General features: G+C 40.5%; 27 protein-coding genes. 12 read left to right on the forward strand and 15 right to left on the reverse strand.

Features of this window, described 5'->3' with window-relative positions:
- Positions 1-13: 13 nt before the first annotated feature.
- Positions 14-619, forward strand: a complete 606-nt coding sequence (locus tag D0S24_RS07735) for a phosphoglycerate mutase family protein (protein ID WP_309545094.1) — start codon at positions 14-16, stop codon at positions 617-619.
- Between the two features lie 3 nt (positions 620-622).
- Here the strand turns inward: D0S24_RS07735 and D0S24_RS07740 are convergent, their stop codons facing one another.
- Positions 623-1,369, reverse strand: a complete 747-nt coding sequence (locus tag D0S24_RS07740; protein ID WP_117019252.1) for a DUF6503 family protein — start codon at positions 1,367-1,369, stop codon at positions 623-625.
- A gap of 138 nt (positions 1,370-1,507) precedes the next feature.
- Between D0S24_RS07740 and smpB the strand changes: the two genes are divergently transcribed.
- Positions 1,508-1,969 carry an SsrA-binding protein SmpB gene (smpB, locus tag D0S24_RS07745; RefSeq protein WP_117019253.1) on the forward strand — a complete coding sequence of 154 codons (462 nt, stop codon included), beginning with the start codon at positions 1,508-1,510 and terminating at the stop codon, positions 1,967-1,969.
- Positions 1,970-1,977: 8 nt separating this feature from the next.
- Here the strand turns inward: smpB and D0S24_RS07750 are convergent, their stop codons facing one another.
- Positions 1,978-2,619: a protein-L-isoaspartate(D-aspartate) O-methyltransferase gene (locus D0S24_RS07750; RefSeq protein WP_117019369.1), complete on the reverse strand. Its 642-nt coding sequence runs from the start codon at positions 2,617-2,619 to the stop codon at positions 1,978-1,980.
- 281 nt (positions 2,620-2,900) lie between these two features.
- Between D0S24_RS07750 and D0S24_RS07755 the strand changes: the two genes are divergently transcribed.
- The 7 genes from D0S24_RS07755 (at position 2,901) to D0S24_RS07785 (ending at position 9,302) form a co-directional block, all read left to right on the forward strand.
- The gene (locus D0S24_RS07755; RefSeq protein ID WP_117019254.1) at positions 2,901-3,869 is read left to right on the forward strand and encodes a Gfo/Idh/MocA family protein; all 969 of its coding nucleotides are present in this window, start codon (positions 2,901-2,903) and stop codon (positions 3,867-3,869) included.
- Between the two features lie 72 nt (positions 3,870-3,941).
- On the forward strand, positions 3,942-4,832 hold the full coding sequence (locus D0S24_RS07760) for a 3-hydroxyacyl-CoA dehydrogenase family protein (RefSeq protein WP_117019255.1): 891 nt from the start codon (positions 3,942-3,944) through the stop codon (positions 4,830-4,832).
- Positions 4,833-4,913: 81 nt separating this feature from the next.
- Complete coding sequence (locus tag D0S24_RS07765) at positions 4,914-5,567, forward strand: YggS family pyridoxal phosphate-dependent enzyme (RefSeq protein ID WP_117019256.1); 654 nt, start codon at positions 4,914-4,916, stop codon at positions 5,565-5,567.
- Between the two features lie 71 nt (positions 5,568-5,638).
- Complete coding sequence (locus D0S24_RS07770) at positions 5,639-7,006, forward strand: exonuclease domain-containing protein (RefSeq protein WP_117019257.1); 1,368 nt, start codon at positions 5,639-5,641, stop codon at positions 7,004-7,006.
- 3 nt (positions 7,007-7,009) lie between these two features.
- The gene (locus D0S24_RS07775) at positions 7,010-7,837 is read left to right on the forward strand and encodes an ion transporter (RefSeq protein ID WP_251795745.1); all 828 of its coding nucleotides are present in this window, start codon (positions 7,010-7,012) and stop codon (positions 7,835-7,837) included.
- Entirely contained in the window at positions 7,837-8,751 is a 915-nt protein-coding gene (gene miaA, locus D0S24_RS07780; protein WP_117019259.1) for a tRNA (adenosine(37)-N6)-dimethylallyltransferase MiaA, read from the forward strand. Before D0S24_RS07775 ends, miaA begins: the two co-directional genes overlap by 1 nt.
- Complete coding sequence (locus D0S24_RS07785; protein ID WP_117019260.1) at positions 8,748-9,302, forward strand: gluconokinase; 555 nt, start codon at positions 8,748-8,750, stop codon at positions 9,300-9,302. The genes miaA and D0S24_RS07785 overlap by 4 nt, the downstream gene beginning before the upstream one ends.
- Positions 9,303-9,451: 149 nt before the next feature.
- Here the strand turns inward: D0S24_RS07785 and D0S24_RS07790 are convergent, their stop codons facing one another.
- From D0S24_RS07790 to D0S24_RS07850, 13 genes are all read right to left on the reverse strand, one after another.
- On the reverse strand, positions 9,452-10,159 hold the full coding sequence (locus D0S24_RS07790) for a response regulator transcription factor (RefSeq protein ID WP_117019261.1): 708 nt from the start codon (positions 10,157-10,159) through the stop codon (positions 9,452-9,454).
- A gap of 7 nt (positions 10,160-10,166) precedes the next feature.
- Positions 10,167-11,741 (reverse strand): sensor histidine kinase KdpD, encoded by a 1,575-nt coding sequence (locus D0S24_RS07795; protein WP_117019262.1) that lies wholly within the window; start codon positions 11,739-11,741, stop codon positions 10,167-10,169.
- Positions 11,742-11,821: 80 nt separating this feature from the next.
- Entirely contained in the window at positions 11,822-12,409 is a 588-nt protein-coding gene (gene coaE, locus D0S24_RS07800) for a dephospho-CoA kinase (RefSeq protein WP_117019263.1), read from the reverse strand.
- A complete protein-coding gene (locus D0S24_RS07805) occupies positions 12,406-13,359 on the reverse strand; it encodes a hypothetical protein (protein ID WP_117019264.1) in 954 nt (317 codons plus the stop codon). The genes coaE and D0S24_RS07805 overlap by 4 nt, the downstream gene beginning before the upstream one ends.
- 7 nt (positions 13,360-13,366) lie before the next feature.
- The gene (locus D0S24_RS07810; RefSeq protein ID WP_117019265.1) at positions 13,367-14,374 is read right to left on the reverse strand and encodes a glycosyltransferase family 2 protein; all 1,008 of its coding nucleotides are present in this window, start codon (positions 14,372-14,374) and stop codon (positions 13,367-13,369) included.
- A 151-nt stretch (positions 14,375-14,525) separates the two neighbouring features.
- A complete protein-coding gene (locus tag D0S24_RS07815) occupies positions 14,526-15,338 on the reverse strand; it encodes an enoyl-ACP reductase (protein ID WP_117019266.1) in 813 nt (270 codons plus the stop codon).
- A 244-nt stretch (positions 15,339-15,582) separates the two neighbouring features.
- Positions 15,583-17,235, reverse strand: a complete 1,653-nt coding sequence (gene recN / locus D0S24_RS07820; protein WP_117019267.1) for a DNA repair protein RecN — start codon at positions 17,233-17,235, stop codon at positions 15,583-15,585.
- A gap of 121 nt (positions 17,236-17,356) precedes the next feature.
- Positions 17,357-18,247, reverse strand: coding sequence for a DUF4835 family protein (locus D0S24_RS07825; RefSeq protein ID WP_117019268.1), 891 nt, complete (start codon positions 18,245-18,247; stop codon positions 17,357-17,359).
- The gene (gene coaBC, locus D0S24_RS07830; protein WP_117019269.1) at positions 18,240-19,445 is read right to left on the reverse strand and encodes a bifunctional phosphopantothenoylcysteine decarboxylase/phosphopantothenate--cysteine ligase CoaBC; all 1,206 of its coding nucleotides are present in this window, start codon (positions 19,443-19,445) and stop codon (positions 18,240-18,242) included. The genes D0S24_RS07825 and coaBC overlap by 8 nt, the downstream gene beginning before the upstream one ends.
- A gap of 3 nt (positions 19,446-19,448) precedes the next feature.
- Positions 19,449-19,781, reverse strand: a complete 333-nt coding sequence (locus tag D0S24_RS07835) for a DNA-directed RNA polymerase subunit omega (RefSeq protein ID WP_181938048.1) — start codon at positions 19,779-19,781, stop codon at positions 19,449-19,451.
- Positions 19,782-19,794: 13 nt separating this feature from the next.
- Positions 19,795-20,616, reverse strand: a complete 822-nt coding sequence (locus D0S24_RS07840; RefSeq protein ID WP_117019270.1) for an outer membrane protein assembly factor BamD — start codon at positions 20,614-20,616, stop codon at positions 19,795-19,797.
- Between the two features lie 137 nt (positions 20,617-20,753).
- Positions 20,754-21,647 carry a 4-hydroxy-tetrahydrodipicolinate synthase gene (dapA, locus tag D0S24_RS07845; protein ID WP_117019271.1) on the reverse strand — a complete coding sequence of 298 codons (894 nt, stop codon included), beginning with the start codon at positions 21,645-21,647 and terminating at the stop codon, positions 20,754-20,756.
- Positions 21,647-22,183, reverse strand: coding sequence for a DUF6913 domain-containing protein (locus D0S24_RS07850; protein ID WP_117019272.1), 537 nt, complete (start codon positions 22,181-22,183; stop codon positions 21,647-21,649). The genes dapA and D0S24_RS07850 overlap by 1 nt, the downstream gene beginning before the upstream one ends.
- 117 nt (positions 22,184-22,300) lie before the next feature.
- Here D0S24_RS07850 and D0S24_RS07855 point away from each other — a divergent pair, with 117 nt between their 5' ends.
- Genes D0S24_RS07855 through fdhD form a run of 3 tightly spaced genes read left to right on the forward strand, consistent with a single transcriptional unit; the run spans position 22,301 to position 24,777 of the window.
- Positions 22,301-23,020, forward strand: coding sequence for a 5'-nucleotidase C-terminal domain-containing protein (locus D0S24_RS07855; RefSeq protein ID WP_251795746.1), 720 nt, complete (start codon positions 22,301-22,303; stop codon positions 23,018-23,020).
- Positions 23,021-23,022: 2 nt separating this feature from the next.
- Positions 23,023-23,934 carry a bifunctional UDP-sugar hydrolase/5'-nucleotidase gene (locus tag D0S24_RS07860; RefSeq protein WP_117019274.1) on the forward strand — a complete coding sequence of 304 codons (912 nt, stop codon included), beginning with the start codon at positions 23,023-23,025 and terminating at the stop codon, positions 23,932-23,934.
- A 9-nt stretch (positions 23,935-23,943) separates the two neighbouring features.
- Positions 23,944-24,777 (forward strand): formate dehydrogenase accessory sulfurtransferase FdhD, encoded by an 834-nt coding sequence (gene fdhD / locus D0S24_RS07865; RefSeq protein ID WP_117019275.1) that lies wholly within the window; start codon positions 23,944-23,946, stop codon positions 24,775-24,777.
- Positions 24,778-24,897: the final 120 nt, after the last annotated feature.

Below are 24,897 nucleotides of genomic sequence, written 5' to 3' on the forward strand. Positions count from 1 at the left end.
AGAACAAAAAACTATGGGTACTGCATACTATTTTACTGTAATTTTAGTTACTTTACAGGGAGAACCGAACACCAAAATAGAATTGACCATGAAACACCTTCAACTGCTATTGATGCTTTCCTTGACCATCGGTCTTATGTCCTGCAAGGAAGATCCGAAGTTACCCATGGAAATGGCAGAAGATTCTATTTCGACCTATTATTTTATAAGACATGCGGAAAAAGATCGCAGCGATCCCGAAAACCTAGATCCTGAACTAAATCAGGACGGGCTTGGACGGGCCATACGCTGGGCAGAAGTTTTTGACCCTGTTGCCCTGGATGCCATATACATCACCGATTTTGAAAGAACCGCAATGACCGCCGCGCCCACTTCCGTAAAAAAAGAAATTACCCCCCAATACTATGACCCCAAGGCAATCAATATCGAGGAATTTAAAAGTTTAAATCTGGGCAAAAACGTTCTTGTTGTTGGACATAGCAATACTACTCCGGAGTTTGTCAATCTCATGTTGGGAGAAGAAAAATATGTTCAAATGGACGATTATGACAATAGCAGCCTGTTTATTGTGCGGATCATAAATGGAAAAGCCACCGATATTAGGCTAAAAATGGACTAGGCCCTAATTGGACGCTTTCACGGAAATATCTTCCAATACTATTTTGGAGAATAGTTTCAATTTATTTCTTTCATAAAGTTGCTCCACATCATTAAATGTAGTCCCTTCCAAGGAAGCCCCATAATTTTCATAATCCACAAAACGGATACCACCTACAAAACGCTCATTATAAGCTGCCCTAAAACGGATCCCACCTCCGTCCACATAAAACTTATATGCCAAGTAGTCCGGTTTAAAGGTCTCTTTGTTAAACCAATACAGATAAATATCCTCATAATCCTTTCCTCCGCCTTGCCGATCAAAAGTTACCTTTATCTTATAATACTCCTTGTTCCTTATCGTAACTTCGCCCAATAACTCCTTATTGACGGCTGCATCGTTCAGCCCGTATGGCAAGTAAGCAAAATAATGTACGGAGTTCACGGAATTTGAGTACAAATTGGCAATGGAATCCTTTAAGGGTACCAAACTATCGTTTACGAACCGTTTAAACCCCTGGTCACCTTTCACATCTACTACCTTGGTAGAGTCCGTGTATGCGATACGTTTTAATATTCTACCACCGTTTTTCCATTCAGAGGCATATTGATAATTCCGAAATTTATAGAAAATATCATTGGTGGTATACTGCTCCCCGCCACATGCAGAAATGGACCTGTCCACTATTTCCTGGGCAGAAAGAGTGGCCTGCACTTTCTCCTTACATGAAGCAACCACAAAAACAACGGCTAAAAGGTATATTACTTTCATTTATAAACTTTTCCCATTAATCGTAATGCTTCCCCTTACATTACAAAAAAAATTGATTTATATCCAAAAAAATTAATACTATTATGTACTTATGACCTGATGGTCAATCGGATAATTGTTTCTATTTTTGTCCAACATATGCAGAAAAAAGTAAATATAAAGAACAAAAGGGCCCGATTCGATTACGAGTTACTGGACACCTATACGGCCGGTATTGTTTTGTCCGGTACCGAGATTAAATCCATTAGGGAGAGCAAGGCTTCCATTTCGGAAAGCTTTTGTGAGTTTAACGACCTGGGAGAGTTGTTCGTAATCAACATGCAGGTAGATGAATATTCCCATGGCACCCACTACAACCACAAACCCAAGGCAGAGCGAAAACTACTACTCAACCGTGGTGAACTAAAAAAACTGGAAAAAGAAGTAAAAAATTCAGGTCTGACCATAATTCCCTTAAATCTTTTTATGAACGATAGGGGCTTGGCCAAAATAAACATCGCATTGGCCAAGGGTAAAAAACTCTATGACAAGCGTGAGACCATCAAAGATCGCGACAACAAGAAAAACTTGGACAGGATTAAAAAAAGCTTCAACAATTAGAACATCCCTTAATTCTTATTCTCCAATAAAGGCACAAACCTAAAGGATCCCAATTCCTTTTTCTCAAATTCTTTGGCAGATTTCCGAACAAACAACGTCATGATCTGCTCGTCCGTCCCTACCGGGATCACCAACCTGCCGCCTACCTTCAGTTGGGCAAGTAAAGGATTTGGTACAAAGGGGGCCCCGGCGGTTACTATAATACTATCAAACGGCGCCTCTTCTGGCAATCCCTTATACCCATCCCCAAATATTACTTTTTTGGGGCTATATCCCATCTTTTTAAAAAAAATACTGGTCTTCTTAAATAGTTCCAACTGACGCTCAATAGTATATACTTTTGCCTTTAACTTTAATAAAACCGCAGTTTGATACCCACTACCCGTTCCTATTTCCAAAACCTTGTGATCTGGACGTACCTGTAATAGCTCGGTCTGAAAGGCCACCGTGTAAGGCTGGGAAATGGTTTGGTCCGCCCCAATAGGAAAAGCTTTGTCCTGATATGCATGATCCTCAAAACTGCTATCCAGAAATAAGTGTCTTGGAACGGCCCGGATAGCCTCCAATACGGAATTGTCCACAATCCCCTTCCCCGAAAGAAGGTCTGCCAATTTATTGCGCATTCCCCTATGTTTTAATGTATCTTTCAATTGTTTGGTTTTGGAGGACAAAGTTAAAAAACGTAAAACTTAAAATGAAGAAATAAAAAAATTACATGCCGCAATCTAATCTATTCTTTTATCCTAAGGTAAATTTGAACCAGATTTCTTTAGGAATGGGAATTCTAATTCAATAATCTACTTTATTGTTTTTATCCTATTTTTAGCACCTGGCATTGTTGACAAAAAAGAGGGGATACAACACTTAACTTTTATTTTTTAAGCCCCCTAAACTTGCAAACTATCCTTATTTTTGAGGAAAATATATACATATGCTTAATGTTGGCGTCCTTGGAGCAGGACATTTAGGAAAAATCCATCTAAGATTACTGAATGGGTCCCAGAAATATAATTTGGTCGGTTTTTATGATCCCGATGTCATCAATGGAAAAAAAGTAGCCGCTGAATTCGGTTATACTTTTTTCGATAATATAAACAAACTAATGGACGCCGTAGATGTAGTGGACATTGTAACCCCCACCCTTTCCCATTTCGACTGTGCCAAAAAGGCCATGGAAAAAGGAAAACATGTTTTCATAGAAAAACCTATTACCAATACCCTTCAAGAAGCAGAAGAATTATTGCAGTTGGAAAAAAAACATCGGGTCAAGGGACAGGTGGGCCATGTGGAAAGATTTAATCCCGCCTTTATGGCGGTAAAGGGAAATATTAATAACCCCATGTTCATTGAAACCCATAGGTTGGCAGAATTTAATCCAAGGGGAACCGATGTACCGGTAGTTTTGGATTTAATGATCCACGATATTGATGCCATCCTTAGTGTGGTCCGGTCGGAGATTAAGCAGATCAATGCCAGTGGCGTATCGGTCATTAGCAGTTCTCCGGATATTGCCAATGCCAGAATAGAGTTTGAAAACGGTTGCGTGGCCAACCTAACGGCCAGTAGAATTTCTTTAAAAAATATGCGCAAGTCGCGCTTTTTCCAAAAAGACGCCTATATCGCCGTGGATTTTCTGGAGAAAAAAGTGGAAGTGGTCAAAATGAAGGACGCCCCGGAAATACCTGGGGATTTTGATATGATCCTTCAAAATGCCGAAGGCGTAAAAAAACAGATCTATTTTGAAAATCCGGACATCGCTGCCAACAATGCCATACTGGACGAACTGGAAACCTTTGCCGAGGCTATAAACAACAACACTGTTCCGGTAGTCTCCCTGGAACAGGGCACCCGAGCCTTAAGGGTTGCTTTGGAAGTTATTGCGTCTTTTCAAAAAAAATAGGTGCCCATTGTATATACTTACTAGGTAGGCCCAATAAATAATAGCATAAAGTTTCATGCAAAACATTTAGAAATGAAAAACATAGCAGTCATAGGGGCAGGAACAATGGGTAATGGCATTGCCCATGTAATGGCCCAAAATGGATATAAAACCAATCTTATCGATATATCGCAGGATGCTCTTAACAAGGGCCTTACCACCATTGGCAAAAATCTCGATAGAATGGTGGCGAAACAGCTTATTACCGAAAATGAAAAGAAAGCCACTTTGGAAAACATAGCCCCCTACACCATTCTGGCAGATGGGATAAAAAAGGTAGACCTTGTAATAGAGGCGGCAACGGAAAACACGGCACTTAAATTAAAAATCTTTGGGGAATTGGATGCCATTTGTGAACCCACTACCATTTTGGCGACCAATACCTCCTCCATTTCCATTACACAGATGGCAGCTGCCACCAAAAGAGCGGATAAGGTAATTGGTATGCACTTTATGAATCCCGTACCCATTATGCAATTGGTAGAGGTAATAAGAGGCTATAACACCTCCAATGAAGTAACAGAAACCATTATGGACCTGTCCAAGAAGCTCGGAAAAACACCAACAGAGGTCAATGACTATCCAGGGTTTATTGCCAACCGCATATTAATGCCCATGATCAACGAGGCCATAGAGACCCTGTATCATAGAGTTGCGGGGGTCAGTGAAATAGACACGGTCATGAAATTGGGCATGGCCCACCCAATGGGTCCTTTACAGCTTGCCGATTTTATTGGGCTGGATGTTTGTCTGTCCATTTTAAATGTAATGTACGACGGCTTCAAAAACCCAAAATATGCTCCCTGCCCCCTATTGGTGAACATGGTAACCGCTGGAAAATTAGGTGTTAAATCCGGGGAAGGTTTTTATGATTATTCCAAAACCCGCAAAGCCGATAAGGTTTCCCGACAGTTTAATCAGTAGTCCGTTCTGCCCGTTTCACCAACTGTAAATTTAAAGGTGTATAAGGGCCAAATGAAGATCAATAGCAAAAAAAATAATTGAATGTCCATTAAAGATAATTTAAATACCATCAAGGAATCGCTTCCTTCCCATGTAAAGCTCGTTGCGGTTTCCAAAACCAAGCCCATATCGGATATAGAAGAGGCCTACGCTGCCGGACAAAGGGTTTTTGGGGAAAATAAAATTCAGGAAATGACGGAGAAGCAAGAAGTGCTTCCCAAGGATATTGAGTGGCATATGATAGGCCATATACAGCGCAACAAGGTGAAGTATATGGCAGAATATGTGGCTTTGATCCATGGAGTGGACAGCCTGAAACTTTTAAGGGAAATAAACAAACAAGCCAAAAAGCACAACAGGGTCATCCCCTGTCTACTTCAGATCCACATTGCCGAGGAAGACACCAAGTTTGGCTTTGACGAAAACGACCTTAACGAATTGATTGCCTCAAATGAGATCGGGGAACTAAGCAACATAAAGATAGTTGGCCTAATGGGAATGGCGACATTTACGGACAATGGCCAGCAAATCAGGAAGGAATTTAAACAACTTAAAAACCTGTTTGAAAAAACCAAGTCGGTATTCCCCGATCTTTCCCAATTATCTATGGGTATGAGTGGCGATTATAAGATTGCCTTAGAGGAAGGAAGCACCATGATACGAGTGGGAAGCAGCATTTTTGGATCTAGAAATTAACGAACAGGCTTGCTGTTTCCTTGGCATTGGATTATGTATCTTTGTCCTGTAATCCGAATTAGAAATTTTACATGTACGTTATATTAGATATTGAAACCACAGGAGGAAAATACAATGAAGAAGGGATTACAGAAATTGCTATCCACAAATTTGACGGACATAAAGTGGTGGATCAGTTCATTAGCCTCATAAACCCTGAAAAAGAAATCCAACCCTTTGTGGTCAATCTTACCGGTATCAACAACAATATGTTGCGCACTGCCCCAAAATTCTATGAAGTGGCCAAGCGCATTGTGGAAATCACGGAAGATGCGGTTATTGTGGCCCATAATGCACAGTTCGACTATAGGATTTTGAGAACGGAATTTAGGCGATTGGGCTTTAACTTTGAACGCAAGACCCTCTGCACCGTTGAACTGGCCAAGCAATTATTACCGGAGGCGGAATCTTACAGTCTGGGCAAATTGGTACGGTCTCTTGGGATTCCTGTAAGCGACCGCCATAGAGCCAATGGGGATGCCCTTGCCACCTTGCAGCTATTTAAACTATTGCTTTCAAAAGATCTGGACAAAACTATTTATAAGAGCGTCTTAAGAACAGAGAGCCAAGGGGAACTATCGTCCAGACAATTGGATATGGTAGACGAATTACCTTCGGAAACAGGGGTCTACTATATGCACAATAAGGATGGAGAAATTATTTGGTTGGGAAAAAGTAGCAACATTAAAAAAAGGGTCAACCAGCATTTTACCAATAACAGTCCAAATGCAAGAAGGATTCAGAAAGAAACCAAAAGGATTTCTTATGAAAAAACGGGCAATGAATTGGCCGCCCTTTTAAAGGAGAATGCGGAATTGTTGCGAAACAGGCCCAAGTACAATACCGGCTATAAAAGAAGGTTGTTTTCTCATGGAGTCTATCAATCCATTAACCAAGACGGCTATATTACATTAAGCCCGGAGGCGGTGAATCCAAGCAAAAAGGCAGTAGCTACCTTTAACAGCCTTCAGGGAGCAGAGAATTTTCTACAGGGCATCAGGGATGAATTTCAACTGTGCAATAAAATAAATGGCCTATCAAAGGCAAGGACTCATTGCTCCCATTTTGAGGACAATAATTGTCTTGGGGGATGTATAAACCAAGAGCCTGTGGAGGCATATAATTTAAGGGTATCACAAGCTATTGACAAGTACAGTTTGTCAAATAAGAGCATCCTGATCATGGACAAGGGAAGGGAAATAGGGGAGCGATGTGGAATTGAGATCAAAGATGGTGTTTTTAAAGGATTTGGCTATTTTAATTTAAACCATCAAATCAATAATATCCATATCTTGGAATCCATAATAACTCCCATGGAAGGAAATGAAAACACGACCCATATTATTTCCTCCTATCTTAGAAAAAAAAAGATCCTGAAAATTATAGATCTAAATCGGTAAATTGTGAAAATCAAAAAGAGTTGGAAACACAAAATTCATGAAGTAATCTACGGGACCCACACTCCAGCTGGTAGACTTTTCGATATCTTTCTGCTTATTGTGATAGTGTACAGCGTTATTATTGTAATGTTGGAAAGTATTCCTACCTTCGATGAAAAACACCATAAATTCCTAAACTACTCGGAATGGGCGGTGACCATACTTTTTTCCATAGAGTACATATTGCGCATTATTTCCATAAATCGACCAAAAAAATATATTCTAAGCTTTTTTGGAGTGGTAGACCTACTTTCCACGATTCCAAAATACCTTTCACTTTTCCTGGTCGGTTCCCAATACATAACGGCCTTCCGTATTTTGAGATTGTTAAGGGTATTTAGAATTTTAAAGCTGGTCCGCTTTGTTGGGGAATCCAATAAACTTATAAGGGCCTTGAACGCCAGTAGAACAAAAATATTTGTTTTTGTTTTCTTCGTCATCGTCATATCCGTTATATTGGGGACCGTAATGTACATCGTTGAAGGTCCCGACCACGGTTTCACAAGTATTCCCCATAGTGTTTACTGGACCATAGTTACCTTAACTACAGTAGGTTATGGGGATATATCTCCAGAAACGCCCTTGGGACAATTTATCGCAACCTTGATCATGATCATCGGTTATGGGGTAATCGCAGTACCTACGGGAATTGTTTCGGCCGAATATGCCGCCGGAATCACCAACAAAAAAAATTTGGACACGGACAGAACCTGTCCGGAATGTGGCACGGAAATCATGCGTATTGATGCCCATTACTGTAGGGAATGCGGACACAGACTAAGTGATGATTAATGGATAAAAAAAATCTCATTTCCATTGTTGGACCAACCGCTATAGGAAAGACAACTTTGGCCATAGCCATAGCCAAACACAACAAAACCGAGGTCATTTCTGCCGATTCCCGTCAGTTTTACAAAGAAATGTCCATTGGGACCGCAGTACCTGCCCCTGAAGAATTGGCCAGTGTTCCGCATCATTTTATTCAACACAAAAGCATTTTTGAAAAATATACAGTAGGGGATTTTGAAAGGGAAGCCATTGAAAAACTGGAATTACTTTTCAAGGATAACAACCTCGTAGTCATGGTTGGCGGAAGTGGCCTTTACATTGACGCCATTAAGGAGGGACTGGATAATTTCCCCACCATTGACCCTAATGTTCGCCATGCACTTAACGCAACTTTGAAGACCGAAGGCATTTTAAGCCTTCAGGAAAGACTTAAAACCCTCGATAGGGATTATTACGGTCTGGTAGACCTGAACAACCCACATAGACTTATAAGGGCCCTAGAGGTGTGCATTGTTTCAGGACTCCCCTACACCTCTTTCCTTAACCAAGCAAAACCCAAAAGGAATTTTAGTACAACTACCATTGCCATAAATGCAGAAAGGAAAATCATATACGACCGTATAAATAAAAGAGTGGACATGATGATGGAACAGGGCCTATTGGAAGAGGTGGCATCCTTAAAGGAACAACAGTCCCTGAACGCTTTGCAAACCGTAGGCTACAAGGAATTATTTAAATATTTTAAAGGCGATATTGATCTGGATACCGCGGTAGATGAAATAAAGAAAAATACAAGAAGGTTTGCGAAAAGGCAATTGACATGGTTACGAAAAAAAGAGGATATCCATTGGGTAGATTACAAATACGACTTAAATGAAATTCTGGAAAGGATAGTTCAAAAACGTAAGGATCAATGACATTAAAAGAACAACCTCAAGAAAATCCCGGTAGGCATCGGGCGAAAAACTTGAAAAATATTCTATTTGTAATCGGGGTCTCCGGAACAGGTAAATCTACCATAGGGCAATTATTGGCGGAAAAACTGGACCTACCATTTTTTGATGGCGACGATTTTCACACCGAAGCCAATATAGAAAAAATGTCCAATAAAATCCCACTGACCGATGAAGACCGTTATGAGTGGCTTATAACATTAAACAGATTGGCCGTTTCCAACCAGGAAACCGGATCTGTCATTGTCTGCTCCGCCTTAAAGGAATCCTACAGAATATTACTTGCAAAAAAAATTGAAGAAAAAGTGGTATGGATTTCCTTGGAAAGTTCTTTTGAACTGCTATTGGAGCGTCTACATAAACGAAAGGGGCATTTTATGCCCGCCGAACTATTGCGGTCCCAATTGGACACTTTTGAGCCTCCGATCGGGGCTATAAAAATCTCAATAGAACCCAGCCCCCAAGAAATTATAGATCATATAATAAAGGAGTACCGGCAACTGGAAGATGAGTAGGCAGTGGGCAGCTATACTCGTTTTTTACCTCCTGGCCCACCTCAAGATCCCCCATTCCCAACCCGTCATTTAAACATTGACCGGACAGTGGATAATAAAAAAGCACCAAGATATCCCTTGGTGCTCTATAAAATTCTTAATAGGGGCGATTACTCGGTTTTCACCACCAATCTAAATCCTTCTCCGTGGATGTTCAATATCTCCACATTTTCATCTTTTTTGAGATACTTTCTCAATTTGGCAATATACACGTCCATACTTCGGGATGTAAAATAATTGTCATCCCTCCAAATTTTGGTCAAGGCCAATTCCCTGGGCATTAAATCGTTCTCGTGCAAGGCCAACAGTCTAAGCAATTCGTTTTCCTTAGGGGAGAGTTTAATGGCATCTTCATCTTTGTATTTCAGAAACCTAAGCTTGGAATTCAATTGAAAACCACCAATAGTAAATTCAAATTGTTTACTGTCCGCTAGGGAACTGGAAGATTTTCTTTGGATTATGGCTTTAAGCTTCATCAAGAGCACTTCCGAATCAAAAGGCTTGTTCAAATAATCGTCGGCCCCTGCTTTATATCCCTTAAGGACATCTTCTTTCATCGTCTTGGCCGTTAGAAAAACAATAGGAACGTTTTCGTTCTTTTCACGGATTTCCTTGGCAAGGGTAAAGCCATCCTTGTAGGGCATCATAACATCCAAAATACAAACATCAAAATTGTCCTTCTTAAATTTCTCAAAACCTTCCATTCCGTTTTTGGCCAATGTAACATCAAAGTCGTTCATTGCCAAGTAATCCTTAAGTACAATTCCAAAATTGGGATCGTCCTCTACGAGTAATATTTTCTTATCTATTGTTTCCATTATTGTTTTAAATTAAAGGTAGTTTAATATAAAAAGTGCTTCCTTTTCCTTTTTCACTTTCTGCATAAACCTCACCTTGATGATCATCTACTATTTTCTTTACGTAAGCGAGCCCTAAACCGTGGCCCTTTACATTGTGTATATCCCCTGTATGTTCCCTATAGAACTTTTCAAAAACTTTTTTTAATACCGCTTTGCTCATTCCGGCACCCTGATCCTGCACTTTTATAATGATAGAATTCCCGACCACTTCGGTAAAAACATCGATCTTGGGCACTTCTGGCGAATATTTCATCGCATTATCCAATATATTCACAATAACATTGGTGAAATGCATCTCATTGGCCAATACCTCGGATCGTTCCGCCTTCAAATGGGGCTTGATATATCCTCCCCTATCCGCTACTATAAGCTCTACATGGGTAATGGCATCCTCTATTATGTCGTGTACATCCGCCCTATCCTTACTTATATCCAATTGATTTTTTTCCAACTTGGATATCCGGAGTACATTTTCCACCTGTGCGTGCATTCTCTTGTTTTCGTCCCTTATCATTTGCAAATAGCGCAGTACCTTCTCCTTGTCATCAATGATTTTCGGGTTCTTAATAGCTTCAACTGCCAGGTTTATAGTTGCAATTGGAGTTTTGAACTCATGTGTCATATTGTTGATAAAGTCTGATTTAATCTCTGAAATCTGCTTCTGCTTTATCAACTGATAGATGGCACTGGAATAGGCCACTACAATAACCAAGGTAAATGTTAGGGACAAAAGTGCCATTCCAAGAATGGACTGTATAAGGAACCTTTTCTTTTTGGGAAAAGTCAACAATAGAGAAAAATTAGTATTTCCTTCACTATCCTTAAATAAAGGTGCCTTATAAAGTGTGGTCTCGGAAAATTTGAATTTTTGGGATTTCACTTTTGTGGGCAGTCCCTTGCTATAGACCCCATATTCATAGTCAATATCGATACCCCTATTATTTAATTCCTTACTGAGCATCAGTTCAACCTCCTGTTTGGACACCCGCTTATGGATGGGCCTATTTTTCGCCTGTTCCCTAAAAACATCATCCAAAGCAAACTTGTCAAGATCTGTCATAGATCCAATTTTTTCAAGTTTTTGGACAGGCGTTAACGAATATTGTGTCCCATCCAGACCAAAATCCTCTTTGAAAATCTCGGTGGTCCTGGTACTGGTAATATTCCTAAAGGTAGTGGTGTCCAAGCCTATATCAAAGAACGTAGATGCCATATTGTAGTCCTCCTCCAAAATACCATGGGTATAAAAACGTACTTCGTTGGAATTAATATCACGGTCAAAAAAGAAAAAATTCTTAAGATGGGTAGCCTTTGGCTTTCCAATACTATCGCTAAGCTTGTAAAACTCGTTCAGGTAATCCTGCACCTCCCGCTTTTCAATATTATCCACAACCCTACTCAATATTTGGTTGACTGTATTTGAAAATTGTTCTTCCTTGTCCGATACCGACTTATTTATCCAATAACTCTGAACAAAGATGATTCCTATTAGGGAAAGGCTCATTAAGACTACCAAAAGACCAAATAACCTCTTATTCATTTATCGACAAAATTAGAAATTTAACATTTAGCAAAATGTACGTTTAACCTAACCTTAACAAAAATGTTAAAATTTAGCGCTTAAACCTTTATTTTAAGCAATTTATGATGAATTCGAAAAACTTCCCCTTCCGTGGCCTCAAGGTCTATATTTTCAATAATGAAGTCTGACAACCTCTCTTTTTCACTATCCGGCCATTGATTGTCCATACGTGCCATTAGCTGTTCCGCCGTAATTCCGTCCCTATCCACAACCCTTTGAATCCTGATGTCCCTTGGTGCGGTCACAAGGATTATTTTATCATAACGTTCCTGGTTCCCGCTTTCGAATATAATGGCGGCCTCTTGAATTACATAGGTGGCATTCTGGCGTTTGCACCAACTTTTAAAATGACGTCTCACAGCGGGATGTACTATATTGTTGAGACCTCGTAATAATATCTTATCCTTGAACACTTTCTTGGCTATATATCCCCTATTGGGTTCCCCATTCAAATAACTTTCCTTGCCCAAAAGGGCTTCAATGTCCTTTTTAATCTTTTTGGAACGGCCCATTAACTTCTTCGCCTCTACATCGGAATTATATATGGGTACTCCCAATTTTTGGAACATAGATCCAACAGTAGATTTCCCACTACCAATCCCTCCTGTCAAGCCCACGATCATCATTGCCTCTTCAGTATAAATTCAACCTTATTCTCCCTTAACCGTACTACATTCACGCTATTGGGCTTTTTCGTCAGTTTTAGATCCAAAACATTTTCATTTTTGTCCTTGAGGTCGGAATAATCGGCCGTAACCACAAAATCGGTTACCAACAATTCCTTAATGGCTCCCATGCGCCCCCTGCACAAAACCGATACCGATTCCGGAAACGTTCTTATCCCTACACCTTCCGGTACATTGATAACCACTACTGGAACCTTAAAAACCCTTTCTGAAAATTTAAATACTTTAGCGGACAAGTTTACACTAAGATGGGAATATTTGGTGTCTTTTAGTTCGGGCGGAAGATTCAATTTTAATTTTTTTGAAATATCACTGGTCGTATGTGGCAATACCAAAGTTTGGGTAGTAAGGCCCGTCAAAGTATCTATTTCCATTTTGGGGCCCATTACGGTAATGGAATCGGGCAACAGGGTATACGTGCTGTCCATTAGATAGTTTTGCTCCAAATCTATGGTGACTTTAGGAAGTACAGGCACCTTTTTTCTAAAGAGTCTTTGGAAATTAAAAAATAGGGTATCCCTATCCATGTCCTCAACCCTTATAAACTTTGAAAGTTGATTTTCTATTTGGTTTCTGTATGCCGAAGGGGAAACAAAATACTTGGAGCCTCTTTTTTCCAGTTCGGAAAGGTCCACCTCCACCGTTTTATTTTTAAACCCCAACATCAAGAATTGAAACCCACTGGCCCTTAACCGAACCTTAATGTTCCTTTTGGAAACGCTATTCAGCAATAAACTGTCCGGGGTGCTGCCATAATTAATATCAAAGGTGGCGTTACTGGAATATTGTTCCGCCAAATTACTTACAAACCAAGCGAGACCGGAACATAATAGAAAGATCAGAAACAGTTTGACCTTTCTCTTGTTGAGTCCGTTTTTAATTTTATCCATCAACTTATTACAGCGTTTTAAAGAAAAGCTTGGGAAATAGCTCCTCCGGTTTTTTATTGCTTATTGCTATAAGCATCGAATTTTTCAAAAATCCATAGCCATAGCCCGCAAATTGGATGACCACCGCTATCAATGACAGCATAGCCACCTTAAAATTTTTATTGACTACCAAGGAATGCACAAAAAGTAAACCAAAATAAAGGACATATATTGCAAATGGCCAAAAAACGCCTAATGCCCACATGGCCACGGCCCCTACAAACCCTAAACAGAACAGGGTAGGGAACCAATAGGTTATTTTGGCACTGTTGGGGTGCCAATGGTTTAATACAGGTCTTACCATTCCAAATTTTTTGACCTGGGTGTAAAATTTGTTCCAATCTATCCGCCTTTTGTGGTATACAAAGGCATCTTGGATCAATTTGGTGTCATAGCCCGCTTCCCATATTCTAAAGATAAGGTCGGGATCTTCCCCTGGGTGTATATTGCCATATCCAAGGGTTTTTTCAAAGGCCGCCCTGGATATTCCCATATTAAAGCTCCTGGGCTGAAATTTACCTACGGCCCGTTTATTCCCCCTTATCCCCCCTGTGGTAAGGATTGAGGTCATCGCATAATTAATGGCCTTTTGTACAGGAGTAAAAGTAGGGTGTGCCGCATCCGGCCCCCCAAAACAATCCACATAATTATTTTTCAAGGACTGCTCCACCACGGACAAATAATGGCTTGGAATTATACAATCGGAATCCAGCACTATAAAATAATTGCCATGCGCGCGATTCATGCCATAATTACGGGAATCACCGGGACCCGAGTTCTTCTTCTTCAAATATGTTATGGACAATCCATCCCCATACTTTTTCACTACATCTTCGGAACTTTCCAAGGAACCGTCCTCTACCACCACCACCTCAAAAGATTTATCATAGTCCTGCACTGAAAGGCTTTCCAGCAATTCATCTATCTCATTGGGCCTATTGTAGACCGGTACTATAAAAGAAAAAAATAAGTCCATTGGGTTTCTTTACTATTTAAAATTGCGGAACAATAGTGTTGGCCTGCCCTCACCCCTTCTGCAACTGCATAATTCCATTTATTAGATGCGACCCCCGTATTAAACCAATAATAACTTGGCTATCGGGCAAGTTACCCTAATACCCGCGAAGCTATTCTGAAAACGTATCGATTACTTCCTGACTAACACCAGTATTGGAAAAACCGCCATCGTGGAACAAATTCTGCATGGTAACCTTTCTAGTGAAATCCGAAAAAAGGGTAACGGTATAATCCGCACAATCCTGAGCGGTTGCATTTCCCAAAGGGGACATCTTATCGGCATAGGAAATAAAACTGTTAAACCCCTTAACTCCCTGCCCTGCCGTGGTAGCTGTTGGGGATTGGGATATGGTGTTTACCCTCACCTTCTTCTCCTTGCCAAAAAAATAGCCAAAACTACGGGCAACCGATTCCAAATAGGCCTTATTGTCGGCCATATCATTATAATCAGGAAAGGTCCTCTGGGCGGCGATATAGGTCAAAGCTACGATGCTTCCCCATTCGTTCATGGCATCCGCCTTGTAAAGGCTCTGCATTACTTTGTGGAAAGATAGTGCGGATACATCCCAACCCTTGGTGGTAAAATCATACCTTCCATCTGTATAGGCCCTACCCTTGCGTACGTTGACGGACATCCCAATGGAGTGCAGTACAAAATCTATTTTACCTCCCAAAATCTCCATGGATCGCCTAATCAAATTATCCAAATCCTCTTCGCTCGTGGCATCGGCAGGAATAACCTTGGAGCCCGTGTTTTTTGCAAGTTCATCTATCTGCCCCATACGCATGGCTATGGGCGCGTTGGTCAGGATAAAGGTCCCCCCTTCGGCATGTATGGTTTCTGCAGTTTTCCAAGCGATGGAATTGGCGTCCAATGCCCCAAAAATAATTCCCTTTTTTCCTTTTAATAAATTAAACGACATAGTCTATTATTTGTGCTTTTTAGATCGCCAAAGATATTAAAAATTAGTGGGTAGACCGTAGAAAGAGGAAGGTATAAAAATCATTTCCCATTATGGAGTACCCTTGAAAAATATCCCCTAAGTACGTTGTTATAGCCCTTTTACATGGAAACAGGTGTAAGGAAAATAAGTTTGTTTTACACGAACAGGCCCATACCATACCCCTGATCGAAATTTGAGGTTTCCCTACCGCTACATACGAAAGTTAATCCAGCAACTGCCTTGCATGTGCCAAAGCCGATTCGGACAAGTTTTTTCCTCCCAACATTTCTGCCAGCTCTACAACCCTTTCTTCTGAAGTAAGCCTTTTCATTTTGGTGTTGGTCCCCATCAGTTCCTCTGTCTTGTACACTTTAAAATGATGCACCCCTTTGGCGGCCACCTGTGGCAGATGGGTAATGGAAAATATCTGCATGGAATTGCTCATATCCTTCATAATATCTCCCATTTTATTGGAAATTTCCCCGGATACCCCCGTATCTATCTCATCGAACATCATAGTAGGCAGCTGTTCGTATCGGGCCAAAATAGCCTTAATGGTCAACATAATCCTAGAAAGTTCCCCACCGGAGGCCACCTTCTTGAGGTCTCCATAAGCGGACCCCTTGTTCGCCGAAAACAAAAAGCTAAGATTGTCCCTACCTGTGGGTTTAAACTCTTTGGCTGCCGAAATTTCAATTTTAAAGGTAGCACTTGCCATTCCCAAGTCGATCAAAGTTTCCTCCAATTGGCTTTTTAGCTTTGGAACAACCAACTTCCTTTTCTTACTTATGCTGGATGCTTCGGTGTTCAAAGCCTTTTCCAATTGCTGCAGCTCCTTCCTTTTGCGATCTATATCCGTAGCAACATTCTCCGTGGCACTGACCTTTTCATCAAGATTATCCCTAATTTCCAATAATTCCGAAATAGTCTGGACCTTGTGTTTCTTTAAAAGATCATAAAGCAATTGAAGCTTGGCATTTACCTGTTCCAACAACTGTGGATCGGCCTCTACCTTGTCATTTAGAATAGTGAATTCGTTGGAGATATCATCCAACTCAATAAACACCGATTTTACGCGTTCATTTATATCCGAATATTGATGGCCAAAACTGGCCAACTTATTGGATACCTGCTTAAGCGCTGTAAGTAGGTTTATCAGCCCAATCTGCTCATCATTCAATAGCTGTTGCCCGTGGGACAATTGTTCTAGGATAACCTCCACATTGTTCAGCTGTTCGTACTGCTCTTCCAGCTCCTCCAGTATTCCTTCTTTTAAAGGTGCCACATTTAATTCCTGTAATAAAAAACTATTGTATTCGTGTTCTTTGGTGGCACTATTCTGAAAATCCACCAGTTTTTGTAACTGCTTTTGTGTAGATTGATATAAGAGCAACTTTGAGGAGTACTCCCCAAGCAACTGTCCATTATCGGCCAGGGCATCAATAACTTTTAGTTGAAAATCATTATCGGCAAGTCGCAACGTTTGGTGCTGGGAGTGCACATCTATCAATTGATCTCCCAACTCGGACAAAATATCCAAGGTCACAGGGGAATCATTGATAAAGGCCCTGGATTTACCACTCGGTAAAATCTCCCTTCTCAATATGGTCTTTTTCTCATAATCCAGGTCGTTTTCGGTAAAAAAAGCCTCCAGACCGTATTTGGAAATTTCAAATTCCGCCTCTACGATGCATTTATCCTCCTTCTCCCTTAAGGAGGAAAGATCCGCTCTTTTACCCAATACCAAGGACAGCCCACCCAATAAAATGGATTTTCCGGCACCTGTTTCACCTGTTATTACCGTAAAACCATTGGTAAACTTAACGTTTAGATGGTCTATTAAGGCGTAATTCTTTATGGAAAGATTTGTCAGCAAGGTTTATTATCTAAGATTGCCGTAAAGATAATTTATATTGCCTTGGAAAAAAATGTGTGGTAAAAAATTTCTCTATACCCCCATAACGAAGGGAGACCAAATAATTTTGTCCTGATTCCGATCAAAATTTTATTTCGTTCCAAGTCGACGAATACATTGGGGCAATTTTGTTCAAGGTTTCCTTAAGCTGTACAATATCCACTTTTGGTCCGTCGGAAAAAACGTTTTGTATCTCTTCCGACTTCGCATCAAAAAAAGTTTGGATCAAAAAGGCATTGGGATATCTGCCCGCCATGGTCTCCAGTAAACGCATACTACCGGCAACTACCTGCTTTCCCGTACTGTTATTATCCGCCAGCACATCCAATCCCTTTCTGTGATAATTGTACATTGCTATTCTATATTCCCTGTAAGAATTGGACAACAGGTTATCCACCAACTCGAATCTGCTTCTTTGTCCCGATGTCTGTGACCATCCGGAAAAACCGGCACTTTGTGCCAAAGTAACCACTTGTTGCGCCTTTTTGTAAAAATCGGTTCCGCCCTCCAAAGAAAAAGTGTCGGCATCCAGTCCCAAAATAATATAGGAATAGAAAGATACCACCCCTACCAAATTGGAAGTAATATTGTTTTCGTTCAAGATCAAAGGCTGAAACTCAATATAATCGAAACTGAATTGATTGTCCTTATAATTAAAAACAGGACTTTCATAGGAGGTATTAAAAACAGGTCTTGAGGATTGAATTTGAATATTCCCTTTAAACCTACTGGATTCATACTCCGTAATGGTAATGAACATTTGGGCGTTCACCCTTTCATTCTCCTTATAGACCCGATTGGACCATCTGTTCTTATTTACAAAATCGTTTAGGGAACGTTCCAAGGTCTTAAAAATCTGTTGATTGGTCTGCCCAACCTGATCCGAATTTATAGTAACCACACAATTCAATTCTTGGGCTCCCAAGGCCATGGAAGTTATAAAACAAATAATGGTCAAAGATAAATTACGCATGGATCCTGTTCTTGATTTCATTTAAAATATCCAAGGCTACCTCTGCCTTGGTCTTTAACCCAAACGTTTTAATATCCAAATTCTTATCTATGAACGATATTTTATTGGTCAATTTTCCAAAACCTGCACCGCTATCGTTCATGGAATTTAGGACAATGGCGTCCAGGTTTTTTCGTTTCAATTTTCCAATGGCATTTTCAACCTCATTTTCGGTTTCCAGCGCAAAACCGACCAAGAACTGGTTATTTTTCATCTCTCCCAAAGAAAATAGGATGTCCTTGTTCCTTACCAAGGTAATGGTAAATTCATCGGACGTCTTCTTTATTTTCTGTTCAGCTACCAGTTTAGGTTTATAATCGGCAACCGCCGCAGCACAAATAGCGATATCCACCTCCGGGTACAGGGCCACCGTTTCCCTATACATTTCATCTGCCGAAGTTACTTTGACCAGTTTTATCAGGGAATGTTGAATACTTAAATGGGACGGACCGGATACCAAATATACCTTAGCGCCAAGCTTGGCGGCATTTTGTGCCAATTCGTACCCCATTAGGCCCGATGAATGATTTCCTATAAACCTTACCGGATCTATAGCCTCATAGGTAGGGCCGGCCGTAATCAACACTATCTTGCCTTCCAACGGTAGGCCCTTGCCCAGATGATCATTGAGAAAACTTACAATATCTTCAGGTTCGGCCATGCGGCCCTCCCCTATCAATCCACTGGCCAACTCTCCGGATGCGGCAGGAATCATTATATTCCCAAAGGATAACAGCTTTTTAAAGGTCGCTGTAGTGGAAGGATGTTTATACATATCCAAGTCCATCGCCGGAGCAAAATAAACAGGGCATTTTGCAGATAGGTAAGTGGCCATCAACAGGTTGTCACAGGTACCATTAGCCATTTTGGACAGGGTATTGGCCGTAGCCGGAGCTATCAGCATAATATCGGCCCAAAGCCCCAGGGCTACATGGTTGTTCCAAGAAACCGTTCCACTTTCCTCATCTACAAATGAAGACAGTACGGCATTCTTGGACAGGGTAGCCAGGGTTAAGGGGGTAACAAAAGAGCTGGCGCTTTCCGTTAAAACTACTTTAACATTAGCGCCAGCTTTAATAAGTAAACGAACCAAAAAGGTGGTTTTATAAGCAGCTATACCCCCAGTAATGCCCAAAAGTATATTCTTACCGCCCAACATCCTCTAAGCGTCCTTCTCTGTATTCCTGTAGTAAATTTTATCGTCCAACCACTCCTTTACCGCTAATGCGTGTGGTTTGGGCAATTTTTCGTAGAATTTAGAAACTTCGATCTGTTCCTTGTTTTCAAAGACTTCTTCCAAACTATCGCTATAAGTGGCGAACTCTTCCAACTTTTCCAAAAGCTCTTTTTTAATTTCAGAATTAATCTGAACAGCTCTTTTGGCAGCTATTGAGATTGCCTCATAAATATTTCCAGTTTTGGCATCGAATTCATTTTTATTGATCGTTACCGTAGAAACAGGAGCCTTCGAGTTCTTTAAATCGTTCATATTCATATCAAATCGTATTTTATTTGGAATAAATTTCTAATTCTTTTTCAACTTTTTCCAAGGTCTTATCGGCATCCTTGAGATACTTGGACTCGGGAAAGGATTTTTTTAAGGCCATATAAGCCGCCTTAGCATCATTCAACCTACTTTTTTTAAGATAATCAAAGCTGTTAAGCGCCAAATTGGTAGCTGAATCAAACTTATAATATAGGGCATCTTCGCGATAAACGGAACCGGGATTGTCCGAAATAAAGTTATCAAAAGCCGCAACCGCCGGAGTTAAAAAGGTATAATCAAATTCCCCAATTGTATTGAACTGCTTTGCTATTTCGTAGGCTTTACGCTCTTTCTTGGTCGTCAATTCCTTGGCCATGATATTGGCCTCCACTAAAAACTCGGATTCCGGATAGGTATTGATAAAGTTTTGCAGTTTCATCAAGGCCTTGTCGGTATCCGTTTGATCCAAAGAATATTTAGGGGAAAGTTCATAGTAGCTTTTCGCCCCATAAAATCCTGCCTCTACTGCCTTATCACTTTTGGGATAGGATTTTAGGAACCTTTCGAACTGGTAACCTGCCATATTATAATCCTTGGTCTGGTAATACGAATCCGCAAGAAAGAACATAACACGTTCCCCTTGCGGCTTACCGATATACTTTGGGGCAATCTGTTCCAATAATCGGTTGGCCCTTTTAAAATCCTTGGCATCGTAAAATTTTTCCGCCAAATCATATTTGGCCTTAACATCTTCATTTTTGAGTACCTTTTGGTACTCACTACAAGAGCTAAGGATGGCGACCAATAATAAAAAGGCAAATAGACGCTTCATTTTTAAAAACATTCTGCAAAATTAAGGATTCTAAACGGATTAATAAAACATTTTTATCGCGCTAAAATAGTCCGCCCCTCTACCAACTACAACATTTTTGTGCAAGTTTTAACTTTGTTGGTAAAAAACCCAATAAAAAATAGGGTTATTTACTTAATCACCGTCTTTAGCAAAGTGTTCAAAAAACTCTTTATGGTCCTTTTTAGAGTTGTTGTGGCTTCTACCAATGGCAACCTAACGACCGCAGTTCCCAGGCCAATAGCTTCCAACAAAGCCTTGATTCCAGCAGGATTCCCTTCCTTAAAAATGAGATCCATACCGTCCTGAAGGGCATAGTGCAATGTAAAGGCTTCCTTGACCCTTCCTTCCAGCCCAAAACGTATCATTTGGGAAAATTCTGAAGGCAGTCCCTGTCCCAAAACCGATATTACCCCGGAACCACCGGCCAATACCGTAGAAAGTGCCGTAAAATCATCTCCTGAAATTACCATAAAATCGGTGGGTTTATCCTTAATGGTACGCATTACTTGAACCATGTCGCCACAGGCCTCCTTTATACCTACAATATTATTGAAATCGTTGGCCAATCTCAAAACCGTTTCAGGAAGCATATTGCTCCCGGTCCTACCAGGTACATTGTACAATAATATTGGCTTTGGCGAGGCAAGGGAAATGGCTTTAAAATGCTGATAAATCCCCTCTTGGGAGGGCCTGTTATAATAAGGTGAAACCGATAAAACGGCAATAAAATCCTTTAGATCGGTTTCCTGTAGTTCTTCAACAACGGCTGCCGTGTTATTGCTACCTACTCCCAAAACCAATGGTAGTCTACCTGCATTGGCCTCCACAATGGTTTCGACGACCAATTGTTTTTCTTTTTTGGACAACACCACAGATTCTCCCGTAGTTCCCAAAACAACCAAATAATCTATTCCACCATCCACACAATAATTTACGATTTTTGCCAAGGCCATCGTATCTATAGAAAAATCCTCCTTAAAAGGAGTCACCAGGGCAACGCCCGTTCCTACTAACTGTTCCATTATTTAATCTCATTTAAAACCCTTAAATATTTCCCTAACTCTTTTTTAAAGGTCTGGAAATCCTCGATGGGGGTATTCAATATCAAATCATTTAAACTTTTATCCACACTACCAAAGCCTACCTTTAGCCTGGCCTTGGTATTTAACGTCATTAACTGTAACAATAATTTATCATCCGTATAATAATTAACCAAAAGATCGTACTCCCTATTTAAAAACTCCAGGGCATAGCTGTTCTCTATATTTCCTTTCCATCCCAAATCCTTGTCCGAAAAAACCGGGGTCGAATAAGGGGAATTATTGTCGTTATATTTCTTATAGCCTATTATTTTCAAAGCATTGTGCCTGAGGGAAAATTCCTCCACAAACTCATCGAAAGCATTGGTATTTTCAAACTCGTCCAAATCCACAATGCATCCAACAGCACTTATTCCCTTGGCCCGGTCAACAATTTTGGGAGAAGCGTTCAACCCCTTCTTTAACAACTTTTTACCGGCCCTAAATTTAATTTTTTCCTTAAGCGCTTTTAAAAACATGTATTTTTACATTTTCATGACTGTAAATGTAAATAATATCGACCCAATAATTATTACGAAGGTAAGAAGTATATGATTTTAAAAAACAAACATTTTGTTATAATTGCAACAATATTCTTGACGCTGGGTTGCACGGAATCCGTTCCCAAATTGAAAAGTATTGAGGGAGAAAGGATTCAGATCAATTATTCTTCCAGTTCAAAAGATTCCATAGAAAACGTCATCGGCCCTTATAGGAACAGGATCAATCAGATATTGGACAGTGTTTTGGCCTATGCCCCAATGGCCATATCCAAAACGGATGACGGGCTGAATTCTCCTGCCGGTAATTTAATGGCAGATATTGTAATGCAGGAGGTAAACCCTGTCTTTACGGCCAGAACTGGAAAGCAAATAGATTTTGTACTTCTTAACTTTGGCAGTATAAGATCTGTAATTTCGCCAGGGAACATTACGGAGCGTACGGCCTACGAGATAATGCCCTTCGAAAATTCGGTAGTTATTGCCGAATTGGATGGTAAGGCCATCAGGGCCTTGGTATCTTTCCTTATAAAGTCCGGCGTGCCCCACCCCATTGCTGGTATCCAAATAATTGTGGATAAAAATAAGAGTTTGCAAGCGGTAAACATTCAAGGGAAACCCTTTGATGAAAACAGGACCTATTATGTTGCCACTTCAAATTATTTGGTCACCGGTGGTGATAATATGGATTTTTTAAAAGGGTATATTTCTTTGACCGATTCCGATTACCTGATTAGAAATACCCTGATAGATCATTTTAAAAAAATTGATACCCTAACTGCGGCCACGGATGACCGGTTTGTTCAAATCAAATAAGTATGGAACGTAGAAAGTTTATATCGGGAACAGCAGCCTCTGCTACTTTTATTGGCCTAGGAGGGCTGTCCATGAATTCTTGCGGAAATTCGGCCAACAAACACATCACCATTTTGCACACAAACGATGTGCACAGTCATATAGATCCCTTTCCCAACAACCATTCCAACTACCCTAATTTGGGCGGTTTGGCAAGAAGGGCCACATTGGTGGATCAAATCCGAAAAGAAAACCCAAATACCCTGTTATTCGATGCAGGCGATATTTTTCAGGGAACGCCCTATTTTAATTTTTATGGGGGAGAATTGGAATTTAAACTGATGAGCATGTTACAGTATGATGCAGCTACCATTGGCAATCACGATTTTGACAACGGAATCAATGGACTGTATGCCCAAATGCCCCATGCCTCCTTCGATTTTTTATCGGCCAATTATGACTTTTCCAACACCCTTTTGGACAGTCATGTGCAACCATATAAAACATACATGGTAGATGGGATCAAGATCGGGGTTTTTGGATTGGGAATAGAACTGGACGGACTGGTCACCAAGAAGTTGTACCAAGAAACCGTTTATCTAGACCCCATAGAGATTGCACAGGACATGAGCCGTACCTTAAAAGATGGGGAAAAATGCGATTTAATTATTTGTCTTTCCCATTTAGGGTATCAATATCAAAATCCTCAAAAACCGGATGACTTAAAATTAGCGGCGAAAACAGAGAACATAGATTTAATTATTGGAGGCCATACACACACATTTTTGGATAGGCCCGCCATAGTATACAATAGAAAAAAAGAACAACTATTGGTAAACCAAGTGGGCTGTTTTGGCATTAACCTAGGCAGGATCGACTTTTATTTTGACGATGGCAAGCAAAACACCACCGAAGGAGTTGCTATTAAGGTATAACCCTATATTATGATTCAGGAAAATGTAAAGTCGATTGTTTTAAAGAATATCATTAAAATTCAAGGGAGCGATGTTATAGAACACGCTGACGCCATTGCCGTTGAAGAACCCTTACAAATTAGTATTAACCTCTTAAATTCGGATTCCCCCTTCATCAATAAAAACATTTCCATTACCATGAGAACCCCGGGCCATGATCAGGAGCTGGCCGTTGGATTTTTGTTTACCGAAGGCATTATCCAAGCTTCCGATCAAATAAAAAAGGTCACCCTTGAAGAAAACAGTATAAATATCCACCTGATCCACTCCAAAAACATTGATCTTGGCAAACTGGAGCGAAATTTTTACACCAGTAGTAGTTGCGGTGTTTGCGGCAAGTCCAGTATTGAAGCTATAAAAACGGTATGTTCCCTACCCCCGTCCTCCGCAGATTTTCAAATTGAAAAAAATCTTATTAAATCCTTTCCCGGCAGACTGCAGCAAGTGCAGAATATTTTCAACGATACCGGAGGAATACATGCCGCCGCACTATTTAATCTTCAGGGCGAATTAATGGCTATGCGCGAGGATGTTGGAAGGCATAACGCCCTGGATAAAATTATTGGCCATGCCCTTACCCAAGCCCTATTTCCCATAGACACATATTTACTCTTTCTTAGCGGTCGCGCCAGTTTTGAATTGATCCAAAAAGCGGCCATGGCAGGGATTCATTTTATTATGGCCGTGGGAGCTCCGTCCAGCTTGGCCATAGAAATGGCTTTGGAACACGATATTACCTTAATAGGTTTTCTGAACAAAACCAGATATAACATCTACTCCGGCACAAAACGGATCAAATTTTAGACCTAAACTTTGAGACCGATAAGAGATTTCTTAATTTTATGGGATTAGATTTTGTTTGTTTGGATGGACACATGGAGGACCCGTCCGAAAATTGCCCCAACCCTGCCGCAACACCTGAAA

Origin of the sequence: Arenibacter sp. P308M17 (genome assembly GCF_003426735.1) — a bacterium.
Classification (GTDB): Bacteria; Bacteroidota; Bacteroidia; order Flavobacteriales; family Flavobacteriaceae; genus Arenibacter.